This is a genomic window from Butyricicoccus pullicaecorum DSM 23266, assembly GCF_900167005.1.
Classification (GTDB): Bacteria; Bacillota; Clostridia; order Oscillospirales; family Butyricicoccaceae; genus Butyricicoccus; species Butyricicoccus pullicaecorum.
In genome coordinates, this window is record NZ_FUXW01000004.1 from 62,282 (window position 1) to 77,550 (window position 15,269).

Below are 15,269 nucleotides of genomic sequence, written 5' to 3' on the forward strand. Positions count from 1 at the left end.
TGTATGCTCAGGAAAAGATTTTTTGCTGAATCATCCGGAAATCAGCCTGCGCTGCAATCGGAATCAATCGGAATTGCTGATCCATACGCATGTGACCGATCATCTCTGCAATTTCCTCTGCCTGTCCGCAGTGCTCTTCCCGTAAGATGGCAAAATAGCCGTGTGCGTCGGTCAGTCCATCCAGCCATGCACGCGCATGGCTCACCGTCTCATCCAACGGACAGCGGCGGTATACACCGTACAGGCACTTGTGCTGCCGCAGCAAGTCCAGCGCGGTCTGTGTTTTGGGCTGTCCGTCCTCGACCGCGATGGCAAGCGTATTGCAGTCGGCCAGCGCCGGGACGACCGCAGGAGTCAGCAATCCGGGCGGTACATAAAACAGGAACGCACCGTCGCTGACCCCGATCGTCAGCACCAGCGCCTGCTGGAATCCGGCCAGGTTCTTGACGTCTCCAATCAGCATGCGCACACCCTTGCGCCGCATGGCTTTCCATTGTTCCCGCAAGGCACGCAGATCGTCTGAGCCGTCCAGCGTCAAGCGTATGGCCCACAGAAGGGGTTCTTCATTTGCGCGCAGCGTCTGCACGCCCACCGTCCAGCAATCCCAACCCAGTGCAACGCTGAACTTCTGCAAAGTCTGGCGGTCGATTTCACGCACCGCACGGGACAGCAGATCATAACACGGACTATCCGGCTTTTTGAGCATATCCTGTACCAGAGAAAAAATCATCTGACGGGTGTCGCTGTGTGACATATCACGTCCCAGATCGATCATCCGGCGCAAGCCGCGCTTGGGATCGGTTTCGATTTCCCGGATGGCACGTCCGACAACCGACAGCGCCAGCATGCGTTTGACCGACAGATTCTGCATCTCGCCCGCTCCTCTCTGTTTGTAGTCTTTTCCTTATTGTACCGCGAAACGAGGCGCGTGCAAAGGGACAAAAACCGCCTTATGTCCAGAAATTTTCAATCCTTGTTCAGGCGCACCGTGACAAGATCAATGGCACGCTCACGGTCGCCGCCGATACACAGCAGACTCATCACCCGATTGCCCCGGCGCGCGATCAGCGCGACATAGTCTCCCTCTCCCATCTGATCGCAATAGAACTGGTCGAACTGCGGATTTTCCTGCATATCCTCATCGGCGTTCAGACCGATAGTCTGGTCTGCAATCGCTTCGGTGACCGCTTCGGCGGGCATCCAGTCATACAGCTCGTAGTATTCTACCGCCAGCAGGATATCCAGTTCATCTTCTCCCTGCTCAATAGTCTCACGCTGATTATAATACCGACGGGTAAAGCCAATCGGAAAGTATACCCATTCGGATGTGTCTACTTCCTGCCCTTCAATTTCAGCCAGGTACACAATGGGAAGACCAGACTCTCGCACAAGGCGTTCGGAATTTTCATCCATCCACCAAGCCCCTGCAAACAGCAAAATGACGCACAGGCACCACGCTGTCACGCCGGCAATCCGGCGCCGGCGCGGCGCACGCCATCCCGTTCGCTCCTGTTCCAGCCGTCCGTCCGCAATCAGACGACTCAGACGTGCAATTCGCCTGCCGCGCAGAATGAGTTGAATCAGGCAGATTGCAAAGGTCAAGATCCATAATGTCGCACTCACGCGTCCCTGTGCCAGTCGAATCCAACTGCCCCAAAAGCCATAGCGATTGCATTCATAGCCCATAATGGCTAGAATCATCGCTAGCCACGCAACCATAATCACCGTATTGATGCGTAGCCAGCGTTTTTCCCGCCGCAGCATCTCCCGATAGGTGTCGGCCTCAATCTCGTGATCGGTATGAAATTCGGGTACGTCCGGGTCATCCGCACGAAACAGATACTGTCCCGGCGCCATGCAGTGCAGGTACTCCCAACCACATTCCTGATAGAAGTCTTTCTGCATATAAGTCAGGTCGTCAATCTCTTCCTGCTCACTCTGCACGTTCTCCACCCGGTAACGGGTATTTTGCGGCGCTGCCGCGTCAAACAGTCCAAAGCCGCAGCAGATTTTGCGCAGCCGCCAGCCGCGCTGGGCCATGTACTCCAGATACCCTTCCAGTGCACCGGGCCGAATGCTGTCAAAATACAGCGGCCGTATGGTTCGTTTCATCTGTCATCCCCTCTTTTCCAAGGTGTCAAAGCCCGCTCGGCGGCAGGTGTTTTATAAATAGGACGCGAGGTCTATAAACGACTGCACCAGCGGCTGCAATACAAGAATGCAATACAGAATAAAGCTGGCAAAGACAAGATACTGTGCGCGGATGCCCAGTCGATACCGGCGGCTGCTGGCCGGGGCTTTCTCTCCGCGTCCCAGCATGCGCAGATACCGGCAGGTCGACTCATAGCGCACGATTGCACCGCAAACGACAAGCACGGTCAGCACGGTGAAACCCACCACGCGCCACGCGAGATCGGGCATAGACATGGCCTCCAGGCCGAACCAGTCCAGCATCCATCCCAAAAATATGGACAATAGCGCCGCCATCAAAAAGGAGTTCCGCGCCGCTTGCTTCACATGCCGGTACATATTGGCCTCGCTCTCGGCATCGGTATGAATTTCCGGGATATCCGTATCCTCGGGTGCACGGAAAATCTGCACTTCTCGGTTGGTCTCGGTCACATACTCCCAACCACAATCGTCGTACAGTGCCAGCAGTTCCTCGTCCGGATGCCGGATGTATTCCACGCGATAGCGCATGCGCCGCGGCTCTGCCTGCTCAAAATACAGAAACCAGCCGGTCGCCTTGGTAAGACGCAAGCCGTCGGCTTCCATCTCGGTCAGGTAGGCTTCCAGGCCACGCGGCTCCCATATTTCGGTTGAAATCAGTTTTCGAATCAACATGTTCGCTCTCCCCTCTCGGTCAGCGTCCAAAGGTCTCGTAAAATAATGCTTCGGCCTTATCCGGGTGCTCTCCCCAGTATGTCATATCCACAACCACCCGTCCCTGACATGCGGTCAGAAAGAGTGTTTCAGCTCTCTGGTAACGATACAGGACATCAAATGCGTCGGTCTGGACGGGCTTGGACTCGTCCACACGAATTGATTTTGCCAGTGCCGGCGCCGTGACCGGAATCCGAGCGTCATAGTAAGATAACTCCAGTCGTGCGCCGTCCGGTGCATCACTCTCCCAGAGATACAGCACGCGACTGAGCGGTTCATGCGTATAAATATCGCCCGTGCTCTGCCCATCGGCTGCACCGTCCGGCTCAATATCCTGCAAGGTAAAATAAGGCAGGTCGTATGCATCCACCTGTGCGGCCATTTGTGTGGTTGGTACCCACACCTGATTTTCTGGCTTGTAGTGCACGATTCCCGCCAGATTGATCACCTGTGCGCCAATGACAATCAGCCAAGCTGCGCGTTCCATCCAGCTGCCCACTCGGTACATGGTGCTGCTGCGCCGTTTGGCTCTGCCCCGGCGCAGATTTTTCCAATACTGCCACGCACGGAACGACTGAAATACGCTGTACCCGGTAAGCAGTACCAGCATCACCATCTCTACCAGCATCCACCGGTATCGGGGCATAAACAGAATGCCGATGATTCGCCATAATGCTCCGAATGCGAATGCCAGCAGCAAGATATTCATCCGTGCAGTTCTAATCATGGTGCGGCGGATGCACCGATAGTGCTGGGCTTCGATCTCGCCATCGGTATGCAGTTCGGGTACGTCGGTGCTGGCCGGTGCGCGGAAGACATGAGCACTGCACTTGACCATCGTGACGTACTCCCAGCCGCAGTCGGCATACAGCGTAACCAAATCTTCGGGCAGCTCGTCTTTCCAATACGCAATGCGGTAGCGCATCTCGCGCGGCTCGCCTCTCTCGAACGTGAGCAGCCGCCAGCCTGCGTATTGCAGGCGCAAGCCTTTGCGCTCCATCTCTTCAAAATAGGTTTCCGCACCGCACGGGTCGTAAATCTCATTGGAAATGATTCGTTTGGTCAACATGATCTTCGCCCCCTTATCGGTCAGCGTCCAAAGGTCTCGTAAAATAAGGCTTCGGCCTTGTCCGGGTTGTTTCCGGTATAACTCATGTCGATGACCTTCCGTCCCAGTCGTGCCGTCATGCGCAGATAGTTTTCTTCCGCATCGCGGTACAGGGTATCAAAGCGGTCGGTTTCGGTCCGTTCCATATCATCCGACCGGATAGACGCCAACAACGCACGGTCGAGCAGCGGCAGTGACACCTCATAATAATCCAGCCTGAGCCGCTGTTCCTCATTGGCATAGGGCGTCATGGTATACCAGCTATATTGCGTACGGGTGAGCGGCTGGTGCAGGTACACACCGCTCAGCTGCTCCCAAGTCTCGCCGTCCGGTCTGCCGAGGTCTTCCAATGTGAAATAGGGCAAATCTTTTGCGTCCAGCTGTTCGCTCATCTGCGTGAGCGGGACAAAGTTTGCCGGGTCATGAACCGATTGCCAGAACAAATTTGCAAACTGTGCGCCCAATGCACCCAAATACACTACGACACCCAAAATCGCAAGCCAACATCCCATGCGGTACAAGCGGCGACTGTTGGTATGTTCGGTTTTTCCCATGTTCTTCCAGTACCGTCTTGCGTGAACGACCTGAAAAACGGTGTACACGCATGCAAGAATCAGGGCGGCCGTGGTAATGGTCAGCCACCAGCTGCCTTTTGGGTCAAAATAAGCCTCTATGCCAGCCCATATACACAGTCCGGTGATAACGGCAAGCACAACGACGGCCAGCACTAGATTGAGCCATACTGCCGTGCGCATATACCGGCGATATTGATCGCGGCGCTGTTCCCAGTCATATGGTTCGGGCAGCGGTGTGCCAGCTGGTGCGCGGAAAATATAGACGTGGCGCGGGATCTCTGCGACGTACTCCCAGCCGCAGTCCTTGTACTGCGCGATCAGTTCGTCCGGCAACTCGTCCTGCCAGTACTCCACCCGGTAACGCATATCCTGTGGTTCGGTGCGCTTGAAGTAAAACAGGAGCTTGCCTGCCGCGTCCAGATGGTATCCCTTGCGCTCCATCTCTTCCAGGTACGCTTCGGTCCCGCGCGGCTCATAAATTTCAGTGGAAATCATACGGATGGCTCTCATAACAGCTTGCCTCCTTCCCCTAAGAACGGCTGGATGTCCTGTGTCATGCGGCATAGTCGCTCATATTCTTCCTGCAATGCCTGTTTTCCCTGTTCGGTGATGGCATACACCTTTCGCGTGCCCACCTGCTCGCGCACGACGATGAGTCCGTCGTCCGACATACGGCCAAGCAGTCCGTACAGCGTTCCCGGTCCCATCTGCACTCGTCCGCCCGAAACTTCGCGGATCTCCTGCATGAGTCGATATCCGTGACCGGGATGCAGCAGGGCTAGCAGCAGATAATACATGGACTCGGTCATAGGGATCTGTGCCACATCGGCCACCTCCTAACTCTATCGAGTCTCGTTATATCGAGCCTCGATATATTTGGTATCTTCATCATACCATTTTTTTCTAACTTGTCAATCACAAATCGGTGACAACTTCTTGTAAGCGTGATAAAATGAGTGCAAAGCTTTTGACCGTCGAAAAGGGAGGCTTTGACATGAAGCGTACATCAATGGAGCAATTAGAGCAATGGCATGTGCAAGGCCAATATCAGAAGATTGTAGAGGCCATTGAAGCGATCGACCCGGCCGAGCGCGGCTATGAGCTGACCGGACAGCTTGCGCGGGCATACAACAACCTCGGACAATATGAGCGTGCGCTCACGCTGCTGCTTGCCACCAAAAACGAAGGCCAAGCCGACCCGAACTGGCATTTTCGGGTGGGGTATGCGTATTATTACAGCAACCAGCGCGCCAAAGCGGCGGCATACTTCGCGCATGTGCTGGATTTGCAGCCGGATGACGCGGATGCGCGGGAATATCTGGTGCTGTGTCAGCTGGACACCAACCAAAAGCCGATACAGACCATCGCCAACAAGACAATCGGCAAGCACAGTTTCGATCAGCATGCCAATCGCCGCCACCGGCTGCCGCCCATTCGCTACCCTGCCCCCGATCTTGCCGCGGTGCGCACGCACATCGAGCAATATTTCGGGCCGATCACCAAGGTCATTCCCAGTCCGTCCGCACGTGACCTGCACGTCGATCTCTGTCTGTGTGCGCCGACGCCCGAGCGGGATTACTGGCAGATCACGACGCTGGGCATGGGTGCCTGTCCGATGAATCTGCCGCCTGAGCAGCTTCACCGCTCGCCCGAGCGATTAGAGCTGACCATCACGCTGCCGAGGGACTGGAATGTGGACAGCATGGATGAAATTTGGTTTTGGCCGCAGCGCTGGCTCTGGATTCTGTCTCGTCTGCCGTTTCAGGATAACGGATGGTTGGGATTTGGGCACTCGCTTGCGACCGACGGCTACGAGCCGTTTGCAGCCAACACCCAGCAGTCCGGTCTTTTACTGCTCGGCCCGCAGGATGCGCCCACCGGTGCGACGGTATGCACGTTAGCCGACGGGCAGAAGGTTGGTTTTTTGCAGCTCATCCCGCTGTATCGGGAGGAAATGGAGTTCAAGCTCGCGCATGGTGTACACGCGCTGGTTGAGCGCATGGCCGACGTCGATCATGTATTTTGCCCCTATCGGCTCAACACCTGTGCGCCCGACATTGAGCGGCCGAGAAATCCGTATTTGTTAAGTTGATACAGGTAAAAAAGAAGGTCATGTCCAATCGGACATGACCTTTTGTGTTGATGTTTTGATGGATTCCCGGAGCAGATGCCGGGAATCCAGGAGAGTTGCGCGTCTGCGGACGCGCTTGAAACGCGAGTTTCGTTGATTCCGGTCTCTGACCGGAATCAAAAGGGGATTTCGCCATCTGCGGATGGCGACTCAGGGCGCTGCCCTGAGAACCCGCAGCCTTTGAAAAGGCTGGCGAAACTTTCTGTGTTTCCCTTTTCTCTTAGTGGCCGACGGTGATGACCGTACCGGTCTTCCCGTCGATGCCGTCACGTGCCTTCTCGAGCAGCGTGATCAGTGCCTTACGGCCAGGAGCGGACTCTGCGAACTTGATCGCAGCCTCAACCTTAGGCAGCATGGAGCCCGGTGCAAACTGGCCTTCCTTGCAGTACTGTCTTGCCTCGTCGGTGGTGATGTTATCCAGCCACTTCTGATCGGGCTTACCGAAGTTGATTGCGCACTTCTCGACTGCAGTCAGGATGATGAGCACATCAGCGTCAACCTGCTGTGCAATCAGGCAGCTTGCGAAGTCCTTATCGATAACTGCGCTTGCACCCTTAAGGTGATTGCCCTGACGTACAACCGGGATACCGCCGCCGCCGCCAGCGATGACGACCTGGCCTGCATTGAACAGAGCGCGGACGGTGTCGATCTCGACGATGTCACGCGGCTTGGGACTTGCAACGACGCGACGCCAGCCACGGCCTGCATCTTCCATGATCTCGTAGCCCTTCTCATCGCGCAGCGCCTCAGCCTCTTCCTTGGACATAAAGCGTCCGATCGGCTTGCTGGGATTCTGGAATGCCGGGTCTTCCGGATCGACAACGACCTGGGTGATAACGGTTGCGCACGGCTTGGGGATACCGCGGTCGAGCAGTTCCTCGCGCAGTGCGTTCTGAAGGTCATAACCGATGTAGCTCTGGCTCATCGCAACGCAGACCGACAGCGGAATGATCGGGAAATCCTGCTCAACTGCGCGGGTCAGCTCGTTGACCGCGTGGTGGATCATGCCGACCTGCGGGCCGTTGCCGTGCGAAATGATGACTTCGTGACCCTCTGCAATCAGGTCAACGATCGCTTTTGCAGTGTGCTTAACAGCTGCCATCTGCTCGGTCAGCGTGTTGCCGAGCGCATTGCCGCCAAGCGCAATGACGATTCTCTTTCCCATATAAGGCGTCTCCTTTTATGCTGCTTTCTCTGTTTTCTCTTTTTCTCAGTTTTTTCGGCGTTTTCCAGACCGAAATGGGGAACGGCGGGGTTTTCGGCCCCGCCGTCCGTGTGATTCACATGGATTCCGAATGTGAAATTAGTCCTCAGTCTTCAGCTGACGAGCCTCGCTGCGCTCATACAGCTTCTTGAGCATTGCCTGCGGATCCTTGCACTTGGACAGGAAGATCATAGCTGCAATGATGTACGGCTTGAAGGAAGCTTCCTTGTACAGCGGTACACGGTAGCGATCGAATACAGAAGCCTCTACCTCACCATGCTCGCAGGATACATCGTTGATGTCTGCCGGCAGGCAGTGCAGGTACAGAGCCTTGCCGTCCTTGGTGGTCTTCATCAGCTCTTCCGTGCAGCACCAGTCCATGTGCTCTGCGTTCTGAGCCAGCAGCTCCTTCTCGAGTGCCTTGATGCCCTCGGAGTCGCCCTCTGCGTACAGGTTGGTGCGCTTCTCCATTGCTGCGAACGGAGCCCAGGACTTCGGATATACGATATCAGCGTCCTTGAATGCCTCTGCCATGGAGTTGGTCTTGGTGAAGGTGCCGCCGGTTGCCTCAGCGTTCTTCTTTGCAACTTCCTCAACCTCAGGCATAACTTCGTAGCCTTCCGGATGAGCCAGAACAACGTCCATGCCGAAACGGGTCATCAGGCCGATAACGCCCTGCGGAACGGACAGCGGCTTGCCGTAAGAGGGAGAGTAAGCCCAGGTCATTGCAACCTTCTTGCCCTTCAGGTTCTCTACACCGCCGAAGTGGTGGATGATGTGCAGCATGTCAGCCATGCACTGGGTCGGGTGGTCGATATCGCACTGGAGGTTAACCAGGGTCGGGATCTGCTCCAGAACGCCGTCCTTATGGCCCTCGCGAACAGCCTCGGATACCTCGTGCATGTAAGCGTTGCCCTTGCCGATGTACATATCGTCGCGGATACCGATAACGTCTGCCATGAAGGAGATCATGTTTGCGGTCTCACGAACGGTCTCGCCGTGTGCGATCTGGCTCTTGCCCTCGTCCAGATCCTGTACTTCCAGACCCAGCAGGTTGCAGGCAGAAGCGAAGGAGAAACGGGTACGGGTGGAGTTGTCGCGGAACAGGCTGATGCCCAGGCCGGACTCAAAAATCTTGGTGGAGATGTTGTTCTCACGCATGTAACGCAGAGCGTCAGCGATGGTGAAGACTGCCTCGATCTCGTCGTCGGTCTTCTCCCAGGTCAGGAAGAAGTCGTTCTCGTACATTTCCTTGAAGTTGAGCGCGTTGAGCTTGTCAATATAAGCCTGCAGTTTTGCGTCCATAGTTATATTCTCCTTTTTATCTTATGTATTATAGATTTCTCTTACTTGATGTCGTTATCGGTCAGGGTTGCGCGGAACTGTGCAACTTCGCCGGTCTTGTTCTCTTCCTTGTAGAAGGACGGAACAGCAGCGTACAGAGCAGCACAGGTGACCAGATCCTGCTTCCAGGTGATCTCGTTCGGAGCATGTGCCTGGCTCTCAGCGCCCGGGCCGAAGCCTACACACGGAATGCCATAGCGGCCCTGAATTGCTACGCCGTTGGTGGAGAAGGTCCACTTGTCGGTCAGCGGGCGATGACGCAGATGCATTGCGCCCTCGGGACCGATGCGGTCTGCACCGTACAGTGCGTTGTGTGCGTCGATCAGAGCCTGTACGTGAGCAGCGCTCTCCTTGTTGATCCAAGTCGGGAAGTATGCCTCGGTCTCGTAAACCTCGCCGGTCCAAGACGGACGATCGTACATGTACATGGAAACAGTAACGTCGTCGCCGTACTGCTTTACGTGCGGCAGGTCACGGATTTCCTGCAGGCAGGAGTCCCAAGTCTCGCCAGCGGTCATACGGCGGTCGATGGAGATCGAGCAGGAGTCTGCAACTGCGCAGCGGCTCGGGGAGGTGTAGAAGATCTGAGAAGTGGTGCAGGTACCACGGCCCAGGAAACGAGCGTCTTCGTAGTGCTCGGGGTTGTACTTGGGATCGAGCATCTTAACCAGACCCTTGATCTCAACAGAGTCGTCAGCCGGGTTCTCGTTCAGTGCACGAACGTCCTGCAGAATGTCAGCCATCTTGTAGATTGCGTTGTCGCCGCGCTCCGGAGCCGAACCATGGCAGGATACGCCCTTAACGTCTACGCGGATCTCCATACGGCCGCGGTGACCACGGTAGATACCGCCGTCGGTGGGCTCGGTGGAGATAACGAACTCGATCTGCTCCTTCTTCAGGCCCTTTGCAGGCAGGAACTTGTTGACGATGTACTGCCAGCACATACCGTCGCAGTCCTCTTCCTGTACCGAACCAACGACCATGATCTTGTAGCCGTCCGGAATCAGACCCATGTCCTTCATGATCTTAACGCCGTAGGTAGCGGAAGCCATGCCGCCCTCCTGGTCGGAACCGCCGCGGCCATAGATGACTTCGTCGTCCTCGTAGCCCTTGTACGGGTCAGCCGTCCAGTTGTCGATGTTGCCGATACCAACGGTATCAATATGGGAGTCAATGGCGATGATCTTGTCGCCCTTGCCCATCCAGCCGATGACGTTGCCCAGGCCGTCGATCTCTACTTCGTCGTAGCCCAGCTTCTCCATCTCAGCCTTGATGCACATAACGACTTCCTTCTCCTCGCAGCTCTCGCTCGGATGGGAGATCATTGCGCGCAGGAATGCCGTCATATCGGCCTTATATCCTTCCGCTGCCTGCTTGATTGCCTGTAAATCCATGTTCATAAACCTCCTAAAAAATCCAATCGGTGTATCTTTTAAAACGTTTCTGTTATGACCTCTTGTTTACTTGGTTGCGTGTGCGCCGCCCCAGACGATTGCCTGGTAGTTTTCCGGATCGGTGTCGCCCTCGGTGGAGAACATCAGCACAACGCTGTTCTCGTCCAGACCGATGGCCTCACGCAGCTCCTTGTACTCGTCCGACTCCATGAGCGTTGCCAAGAGACCCATGCCGACCGCACCGGACTCGCCGGAAACGACCTGCGGATCGCCCTTGACCGGAGCGCCCAGCATACGCATGCCCTTTGCAGATACCCAGTCGGGGCAGGATACAAAGAACGAAGAGTGGTTCTTGAGGATGTCCCAGGAAATGGTATTGGGCTCGCCGCAAGCCAGACCAGCCATGATGGTCTGCAGATCGCCGTCTACAAAACGGATCTTGCCATCAGCGGCCTTTGCACCCTGATACAGGCAATCAGCAGCCTGTGCTTCCATGATAACGGTGGTCGGGGTGTTGTCCGGGAACAGGTTTGCGAAGTAACCCTGTACCGCACCAGCCAGAGAACCTACACCAGCCTGTACGAAGATGTGGGTCGGACGGTCAACGCCAGCCTTCTTGAGCTGCTCTGCCGCCTCGCTTGCCATGGTGCCGTAGCCTTCCATGATCCATGCCGGGATCTTCTCGTAGCCGTCCCAAGCGGTATCCTGTACCATAACGCCGTGCTCGGTCTTCTCAGCCATCGCATTTGCGCGGCGAACGCACTCGTCATAGTTGACTTCCTCGATGGTAACCTTCGCGCCTTCCTTTGCGATGTTGTCAAAGCGCGACTTAACGCTGCCCTTGGGCATCAGGACAACTGCCTTCTGTCCGAGCTTGTTGGCAGCCCATGCAACGCCGCGGCCGTGGTTGCCGTCGGTTGCGGTAAAGAAAGTAGCCTGACCGAACTCATCCTTGAGCTTCTGGCTGGTCAGATAATCGTAAGTCATCTCGGAAACATCACGTCCGAGCTCCTCTGCGATGTAGTTTGCCATTGCGAACGAACCGCCGAGCACCTTAAATGCGTTCAGGCCGAAGCGGTAGCTTTCGTCCTTGACGTATACACCGGAAATACCCAGATGCTTTGCCATACCCGACAGACCAGCCAGCGGCGTGACTGCGTACTGCGGGAAGCTTTCGTGGAACGCACGCGCCTTTGCAACGTTCTCCAGACTCATGACCGCGAGCTGCTTGTCGTCGGTCTTCGGCATCTCATTACGAACCCATTTGATCTGATCCATGTCTATCCAACCTTCCATAAAATCAGGCATATTGTTGTCGAATTTCCATTGCCTATCATGCTTCCATCTTATCATCTTCCGAGCAAAAGTCAATGCACTTTCCTAAAAAATTTTTTGGTTTTATAAAAAATATTTAGCTCCTTTTTTGTGCAGTTTGGCCATTTAATCAAGATACCGAACTTTTGGTGGATTTTCCTACATTTTTACAGCCCAAATCCCCCTCTTTTTACCATTTCACCGATTTGCAAAAAAATATTTTTGCGCATAAAACTTTTTATGGTATTTCCCGCCCGCTTATGCTATAATTTTTTTAATATAGACGGAACCCGAAAATCCCAACAAACGAAAGGCAGCGACATACCCATGATGCAAGAACTTTCTCTGGACGCCCTGCGCCAGATCGCGCACGGGCTTGCACTGCAGTTCGGTACAAACTGCGAGGTTGTGGTGCACTCGCTGGCCGACTGTGACATCGAGCACTCCATCGTCGCCATCGAAAACGGTCATGTCACCGGCCGTAAGCTCGGCGATGGCCCGTCCCATGTCGTACTCGACGCCCTGCAGCACGGGGATACAGTAGAAGACCATCTGGGATACCTCACCCGCACCAAGGACGGCAAGATCCTCAAAAGCTCTACCATGTACCTGCGGGACGAGGCCGGTCATCTGCGCTACATCCTGGCCATCAACCTCGATATCACCGGTCTTCTCATGTTTGAAAGCAGCTTAAAGCCGCTGCTCTCGACCGCCGAAGCCGCTGAGGAAAAGGAACCCGAACGCATCGTGCAGAGTGTCGGTGAACTGCTCGACGAACTGATCGAACAATCCACACGCCTGGTCGGTAAGCCGGTCGCTCTGATGACCAAGGAGGACAAGATCCGCGCCATTCAGTTCCTCAACAAAAATGGTGCCTTCCTCATCACAAAATCGGGCGACAAGATCTCCAAATATTACGGCATCTCCAAATATACCCTTTACAGCTATATTGATGCCGAATCTTAACCGGTACCCGACACATTCCTGGAAGGGATGGGGCCTGCCCCCTTCCCTTCCTGCCCGCGCTGCTCTGTCAGACGGGCAAAAAAATTTTGCCCTTTTTCGGTTTTCCTCTGGACAAGCCCTCTGCTTCCGAATATCATATTATTAAGAATCAAACCGCTTGTTTTTATGCTTTATTTGCCTAAAATTATATTCTTAAGGAGGATATTATGCGTCATTTGATTGACCCGCTTGACTTTACCGTAGAGGAGACGCAAGACCTGCTCTCGCTCGCAAACCGCATCGTCGCTGACCCGTCCAAGTATCAGGAGGTCTGCGCACACAAGAAGCTGGCTACCCTGTTCTATGAGCCTTCTACCCGTACCCGCCTGTCCTTCGAGGCTGCTATGCTCAACCTCGGCGGTTCGGTACTCGGTTTCTCGAGCGCGGATTCGTCCTCTGCTTCTAAGGGTGAATCGGTTGCCGACACCATTCGCGTTATTTCGAGCTATGCAGACATCGCCGCAATGCGTCATCCCAAGGAAGGCGCTCCCAGACGTGCCGCGCATTACTCCTCCATCCCGGTCATCAATGCCGGTGACGGCGGTCATCAGCACCCCACCCAGACCCTGACCGACCTGCTCACCATCTACCGCCGCAAGGGTCGTCTGTCCGACATGACCATCGGTCTGTGCGGTGACCTCAAGTTTGGCCGTACCGTTCACTCGCTCATCAAGTCCCTCTCCCGCTACCCGGGCATCCGCTTCGTCCTCATCTCCCCCGAGGAGCTGCGCGTTCCCGATTACGTCATCACCGAGGCACTCAAGCCCAACAACATTGAATATGTTGAGATGACCAGCCTGGAAGAGGCTATGCCCCAGCTCGATATCCTCTATATGACCCGCGTACAGCGTGAGCGCTTCTTCAACGAAGAGGATTACATCCGCTTGAAGGACACCTACATCCTGACCGCTGACAAGATGAAGCTGGCAAAGCCCGACATGGCTGTCCTGCATCCGCTGCCGCGCGTCAACGAGATCGCTCTGCCGGTCGACGAGGACCCGCGCGCTGCTTACTTCGAGCAGGCTGCAAATGGTGTCTATGTCCGCATGGCGCTCATCATGACCCTGCTGGGTCTGGCTGACAAGGAGGTCTAACATCTTATGCTGAATATTGATTCCATCCAGAACGGTATCGTTATCGACCATATCAAGGCAGGCACCGGCATGCAGATCTATCATCTGGCCGGCCTCGACCAGCTCGACTGCTGTGTCGCTCTCATCCGCAACGCCCGCTCGGGCAAGCACGGTCACAAGGACATCATCAAGATCGAGTCCATGATCGACCTCGACCTGGATGTCCTGGGCTATCTCGATCCCGACATCACCATCGACATCATCCGCGATGGCAAGATCGTCGAGAAGAAGAAGCTGGTCAAGCCCAAGACGCTTAAGAACGTCATCCGCTGCCGCAATCCGCGCTGCATCACCACCATCGAGGAAGAGATCGATCACATCTTCGTTCTCGGTGAAAATGGCAAGTATCGCTGCATCTACTGCGAGCAGGAACCCAACAAGCAGAATCCGTAAATAAGGAAAAAGTAAGAGCGAAGAAGGAATACGTGTCGTCTTTCGTTACTTCTTACTTATTCACTCTTCACTATTCACTGAAAAAACCGCTCCCGAGGGAGCGGTTTTTTTGCTTCAGTGGCCTTTGTGCTTTTCCCGGCGTTTTTGCTGTTTGAGTGCAAACCGCCGTTCGGCCTCGGCCTCTTTTTGCTGCCGCGAGCGTTCCAGACGTTCCCGCTTGTTCTGCTCGCGCTGCATTTGAAGCGCCTGCTGCGCTTTGGTGCCGATTCCTTGGGTGATCTCCCGCCCAGCCTGACGCTGCATCCGCTTTGGATTGCGTACATACCGGACGGTTTGCCCATCGATCGGCGGACTGAAACGCAAGGTGCGCCAATTTCTCAGGAAATAGGCATAAACCTCTCCGTCACTTGGGCTGGCGCCGAACGTCACCTTGCAGGCAGTTAACTTTCCTGCTGTCTGACGCTCAAACACGCCCACCCAAAAGGGTTCCTCAAAAAATACCGTGAGCCTTGCTGTGATGCAGTCCATCATGTTTTCCTCCTTTAATCTGCGCATCACGAAGCACGGACAACCAAAGGAGGCAGGTTACTGACAGCGGAGGTTCCGCTGTGCCCGGACTACCAACCGGACTGTGTTTTCTGCTCCGCTCCTTCAGTATATCACCCTCTCTCTTTCTTGTCTCCCCTCTTTGAGCAATCTCTGCGTTTTTGTACCAAACTCTGCTTCTTTGTGCCATTTTCCTCGTTTTCCAGCCCAGAACATTGACATCGCCTATCATTTGCGCT

Annotated in this window: 15 protein-coding genes; 4 read left to right on the forward strand and 11 right to left on the reverse strand. The window is 55.1% G+C overall.

The window, feature by feature from the left end:
* Positions 1–7: 7 nt before the first annotated feature.
* From B5D52_RS09350 to B5D52_RS09375, 6 genes are all read right to left on the reverse strand, one after another.
* Positions 8–871, reverse strand: coding sequence for a hypothetical protein (locus B5D52_RS09350; protein WP_016147112.1), 864 nt, complete (start codon positions 869–871; stop codon positions 8–10).
* A 95-nt stretch (positions 872–966) separates the two neighbouring features.
* A complete protein-coding gene (locus tag B5D52_RS09355) occupies positions 967–2,112 on the reverse strand; it encodes a DUF2812 domain-containing protein (protein WP_016147113.1) in 1,146 nt (381 codons plus the stop codon).
* Positions 2,113–2,163: 51 nt separating this feature from the next.
* Positions 2,164–2,844 carry a DUF2812 domain-containing protein gene (locus B5D52_RS09360; RefSeq protein ID WP_016147114.1) on the reverse strand — a complete coding sequence of 227 codons (681 nt, stop codon included), beginning with the start codon at positions 2,842–2,844 and terminating at the stop codon, positions 2,164–2,166.
* 19 nt (positions 2,845–2,863) lie between these two features.
* On the reverse strand, positions 2,864–3,952 hold the full coding sequence (locus B5D52_RS09365; RefSeq protein ID WP_016147115.1) for a DUF2812 domain-containing protein: 1,089 nt from the start codon (positions 3,950–3,952) through the stop codon (positions 2,864–2,866).
* A 20-nt stretch (positions 3,953–3,972) separates the two neighbouring features.
* Positions 3,973–5,076 carry a DUF2812 domain-containing protein gene (locus B5D52_RS09370; protein ID WP_016147116.1) on the reverse strand — a complete coding sequence of 368 codons (1,104 nt, stop codon included), beginning with the start codon at positions 5,074–5,076 and terminating at the stop codon, positions 3,973–3,975.
* On the reverse strand, positions 5,073–5,390 hold the full coding sequence (locus B5D52_RS09375) for a PadR family transcriptional regulator (protein ID WP_016147117.1): 318 nt from the start codon (positions 5,388–5,390) through the stop codon (positions 5,073–5,075). The genes B5D52_RS09370 and B5D52_RS09375 overlap by 4 nt, the downstream gene beginning before the upstream one ends.
* Before the next feature lie 170 nt (positions 5,391–5,560).
* Between B5D52_RS09375 and B5D52_RS09380 the strand changes: the two genes are divergently transcribed.
* Positions 5,561–6,658 (forward strand): suppressor of fused domain protein, encoded by a 1,098-nt coding sequence (locus tag B5D52_RS09380; protein WP_016147118.1) that lies wholly within the window; start codon positions 5,561–5,563, stop codon positions 6,656–6,658.
* A 259-nt stretch (positions 6,659–6,917) separates the two neighbouring features.
* On the opposite strand, the gene arcC is transcribed toward B5D52_RS09380, so the two are convergent.
* The 4 genes from arcC to dpaL all read right to left on the reverse strand — a co-directional run bounded on the left by arcC (position 6,918) and on the right by dpaL (position 11,917).
* The gene (arcC, locus tag B5D52_RS09385; protein ID WP_016147119.1) at positions 6,918–7,862 is read right to left on the reverse strand and encodes a carbamate kinase; all 945 of its coding nucleotides are present in this window, start codon (positions 7,860–7,862) and stop codon (positions 6,918–6,920) included.
* A gap of 138 nt (positions 7,863–8,000) precedes the next feature.
* Positions 8,001–9,206 carry a knotted carbamoyltransferase YgeW gene (gene ygeW / locus B5D52_RS09390; protein WP_016147120.1) on the reverse strand — a complete coding sequence of 402 codons (1,206 nt, stop codon included), beginning with the start codon at positions 9,204–9,206 and terminating at the stop codon, positions 8,001–8,003.
* Between the two features lie 41 nt (positions 9,207–9,247).
* The gene (locus B5D52_RS09395; protein ID WP_016147121.1) at positions 9,248–10,639 is read right to left on the reverse strand and encodes a YgeY family selenium metabolism-linked hydrolase; all 1,392 of its coding nucleotides are present in this window, start codon (positions 10,637–10,639) and stop codon (positions 9,248–9,250) included.
* A 66-nt stretch (positions 10,640–10,705) separates the two neighbouring features.
* Complete coding sequence (dpaL, locus tag B5D52_RS09400) at positions 10,706–11,917, reverse strand: diaminopropionate ammonia-lyase (RefSeq protein ID WP_016147122.1); 1,212 nt, start codon at positions 11,915–11,917, stop codon at positions 10,706–10,708.
* A 363-nt stretch (positions 11,918–12,280) separates the two neighbouring features.
* Between dpaL and B5D52_RS09405 the strand changes: the two genes are divergently transcribed.
* The 3 genes from B5D52_RS09405 to B5D52_RS09415 all read left to right on the forward strand — a co-directional run bounded on the left by B5D52_RS09405 (position 12,281) and on the right by B5D52_RS09415 (position 14,484).
* The gene (locus B5D52_RS09405; protein ID WP_016147123.1) at positions 12,281–12,919 is read left to right on the forward strand and encodes a helix-turn-helix transcriptional regulator; all 639 of its coding nucleotides are present in this window, start codon (positions 12,281–12,283) and stop codon (positions 12,917–12,919) included.
* Positions 12,920–13,125: 206 nt separating this feature from the next.
* Complete coding sequence (pyrB, locus tag B5D52_RS09410; RefSeq protein WP_016147124.1) at positions 13,126–14,052, forward strand: aspartate carbamoyltransferase; 927 nt, start codon at positions 13,126–13,128, stop codon at positions 14,050–14,052.
* Between the two features lie 6 nt (positions 14,053–14,058).
* The gene (locus B5D52_RS09415) at positions 14,059–14,484 is read left to right on the forward strand and encodes an aspartate carbamoyltransferase regulatory subunit (protein WP_016147125.1); all 426 of its coding nucleotides are present in this window, start codon (positions 14,059–14,061) and stop codon (positions 14,482–14,484) included.
* A 114-nt stretch (positions 14,485–14,598) separates the two neighbouring features.
* Here the strand turns inward: B5D52_RS09415 and B5D52_RS09420 are convergent, their stop codons facing one another.
* A complete protein-coding gene (locus B5D52_RS09420; RefSeq protein WP_040332499.1) occupies positions 14,599–15,012 on the reverse strand; it encodes a YjdF family protein in 414 nt (137 codons plus the stop codon).
* Positions 15,013–15,269: the final 257 nt, after the last annotated feature.

Coding starts and splice junctions, on each gene's coding strand:
- B5D52_RS09350 (WP_016147112.1), bottom strand. CDS start 871: ATGCAGAATCTGTCGGTCAAACGCATGCTGGCGCTGTCGGTTGTCGGA.
- B5D52_RS09355 (WP_016147113.1), bottom strand. CDS start 2,112: ATGAAACGAACCATACGGCCGCTGTATTTTGACAGCATTCGGCCCGGT.
- B5D52_RS09360 (WP_016147114.1), bottom strand. CDS start 2,844: ATGTTGATTCGAAAACTGATTTCAACCGAAATATGGGAGCCGCGTGGC.
- B5D52_RS09365 (WP_016147115.1), bottom strand. CDS start 3,952: ATGTTGACCAAACGAATCATTTCCAATGAGATTTACGACCCGTGCGGT.
- B5D52_RS09370 (WP_016147116.1), bottom strand. CDS start 5,076: ATGAGAGCCATCCGTATGATTTCCACTGAAATTTATGAGCCGCGCGGG.
- B5D52_RS09380 (WP_016147118.1), top strand. CDS start 5,561: ATGAAGCGTACATCAATGGAGCAATTAGAGCAATGGCATGTGCAAGGC.
- arcC (WP_016147119.1), bottom strand. CDS start 7,862: ATGGGAAAGAGAATCGTCATTGCGCTTGGCGGCAATGCGCTCGGCAAC.
- ygeW (WP_016147120.1), bottom strand. CDS start 9,206: ATGGACGCAAAACTGCAGGCTTATATTGACAAGCTCAACGCGCTCAAC.
- B5D52_RS09395 (WP_016147121.1), bottom strand. CDS start 10,639: ATGGATTTACAGGCAATCAAGCAGGCAGCGGAAGGATATAAGGCCGAT.
- dpaL (WP_016147122.1), bottom strand. CDS start 11,917: ATGGATCAGATCAAATGGGTTCGTAATGAGATGCCGAAGACCGACGAC.
- B5D52_RS09405 (WP_016147123.1), top strand. CDS start 12,281: ATGATGCAAGAACTTTCTCTGGACGCCCTGCGCCAGATCGCGCACGGG.
- pyrB (WP_016147124.1), top strand. CDS start 13,126: ATGCGTCATTTGATTGACCCGCTTGACTTTACCGTAGAGGAGACGCAA.
- B5D52_RS09415 (WP_016147125.1), top strand. CDS start 14,059: ATGCTGAATATTGATTCCATCCAGAACGGTATCGTTATCGACCATATC.
- B5D52_RS09420 (WP_040332499.1), bottom strand. CDS start 15,012: ATGGACTGCATCACAGCAAGGCTCACGGTATTTTTTGAGGAACCCTTT.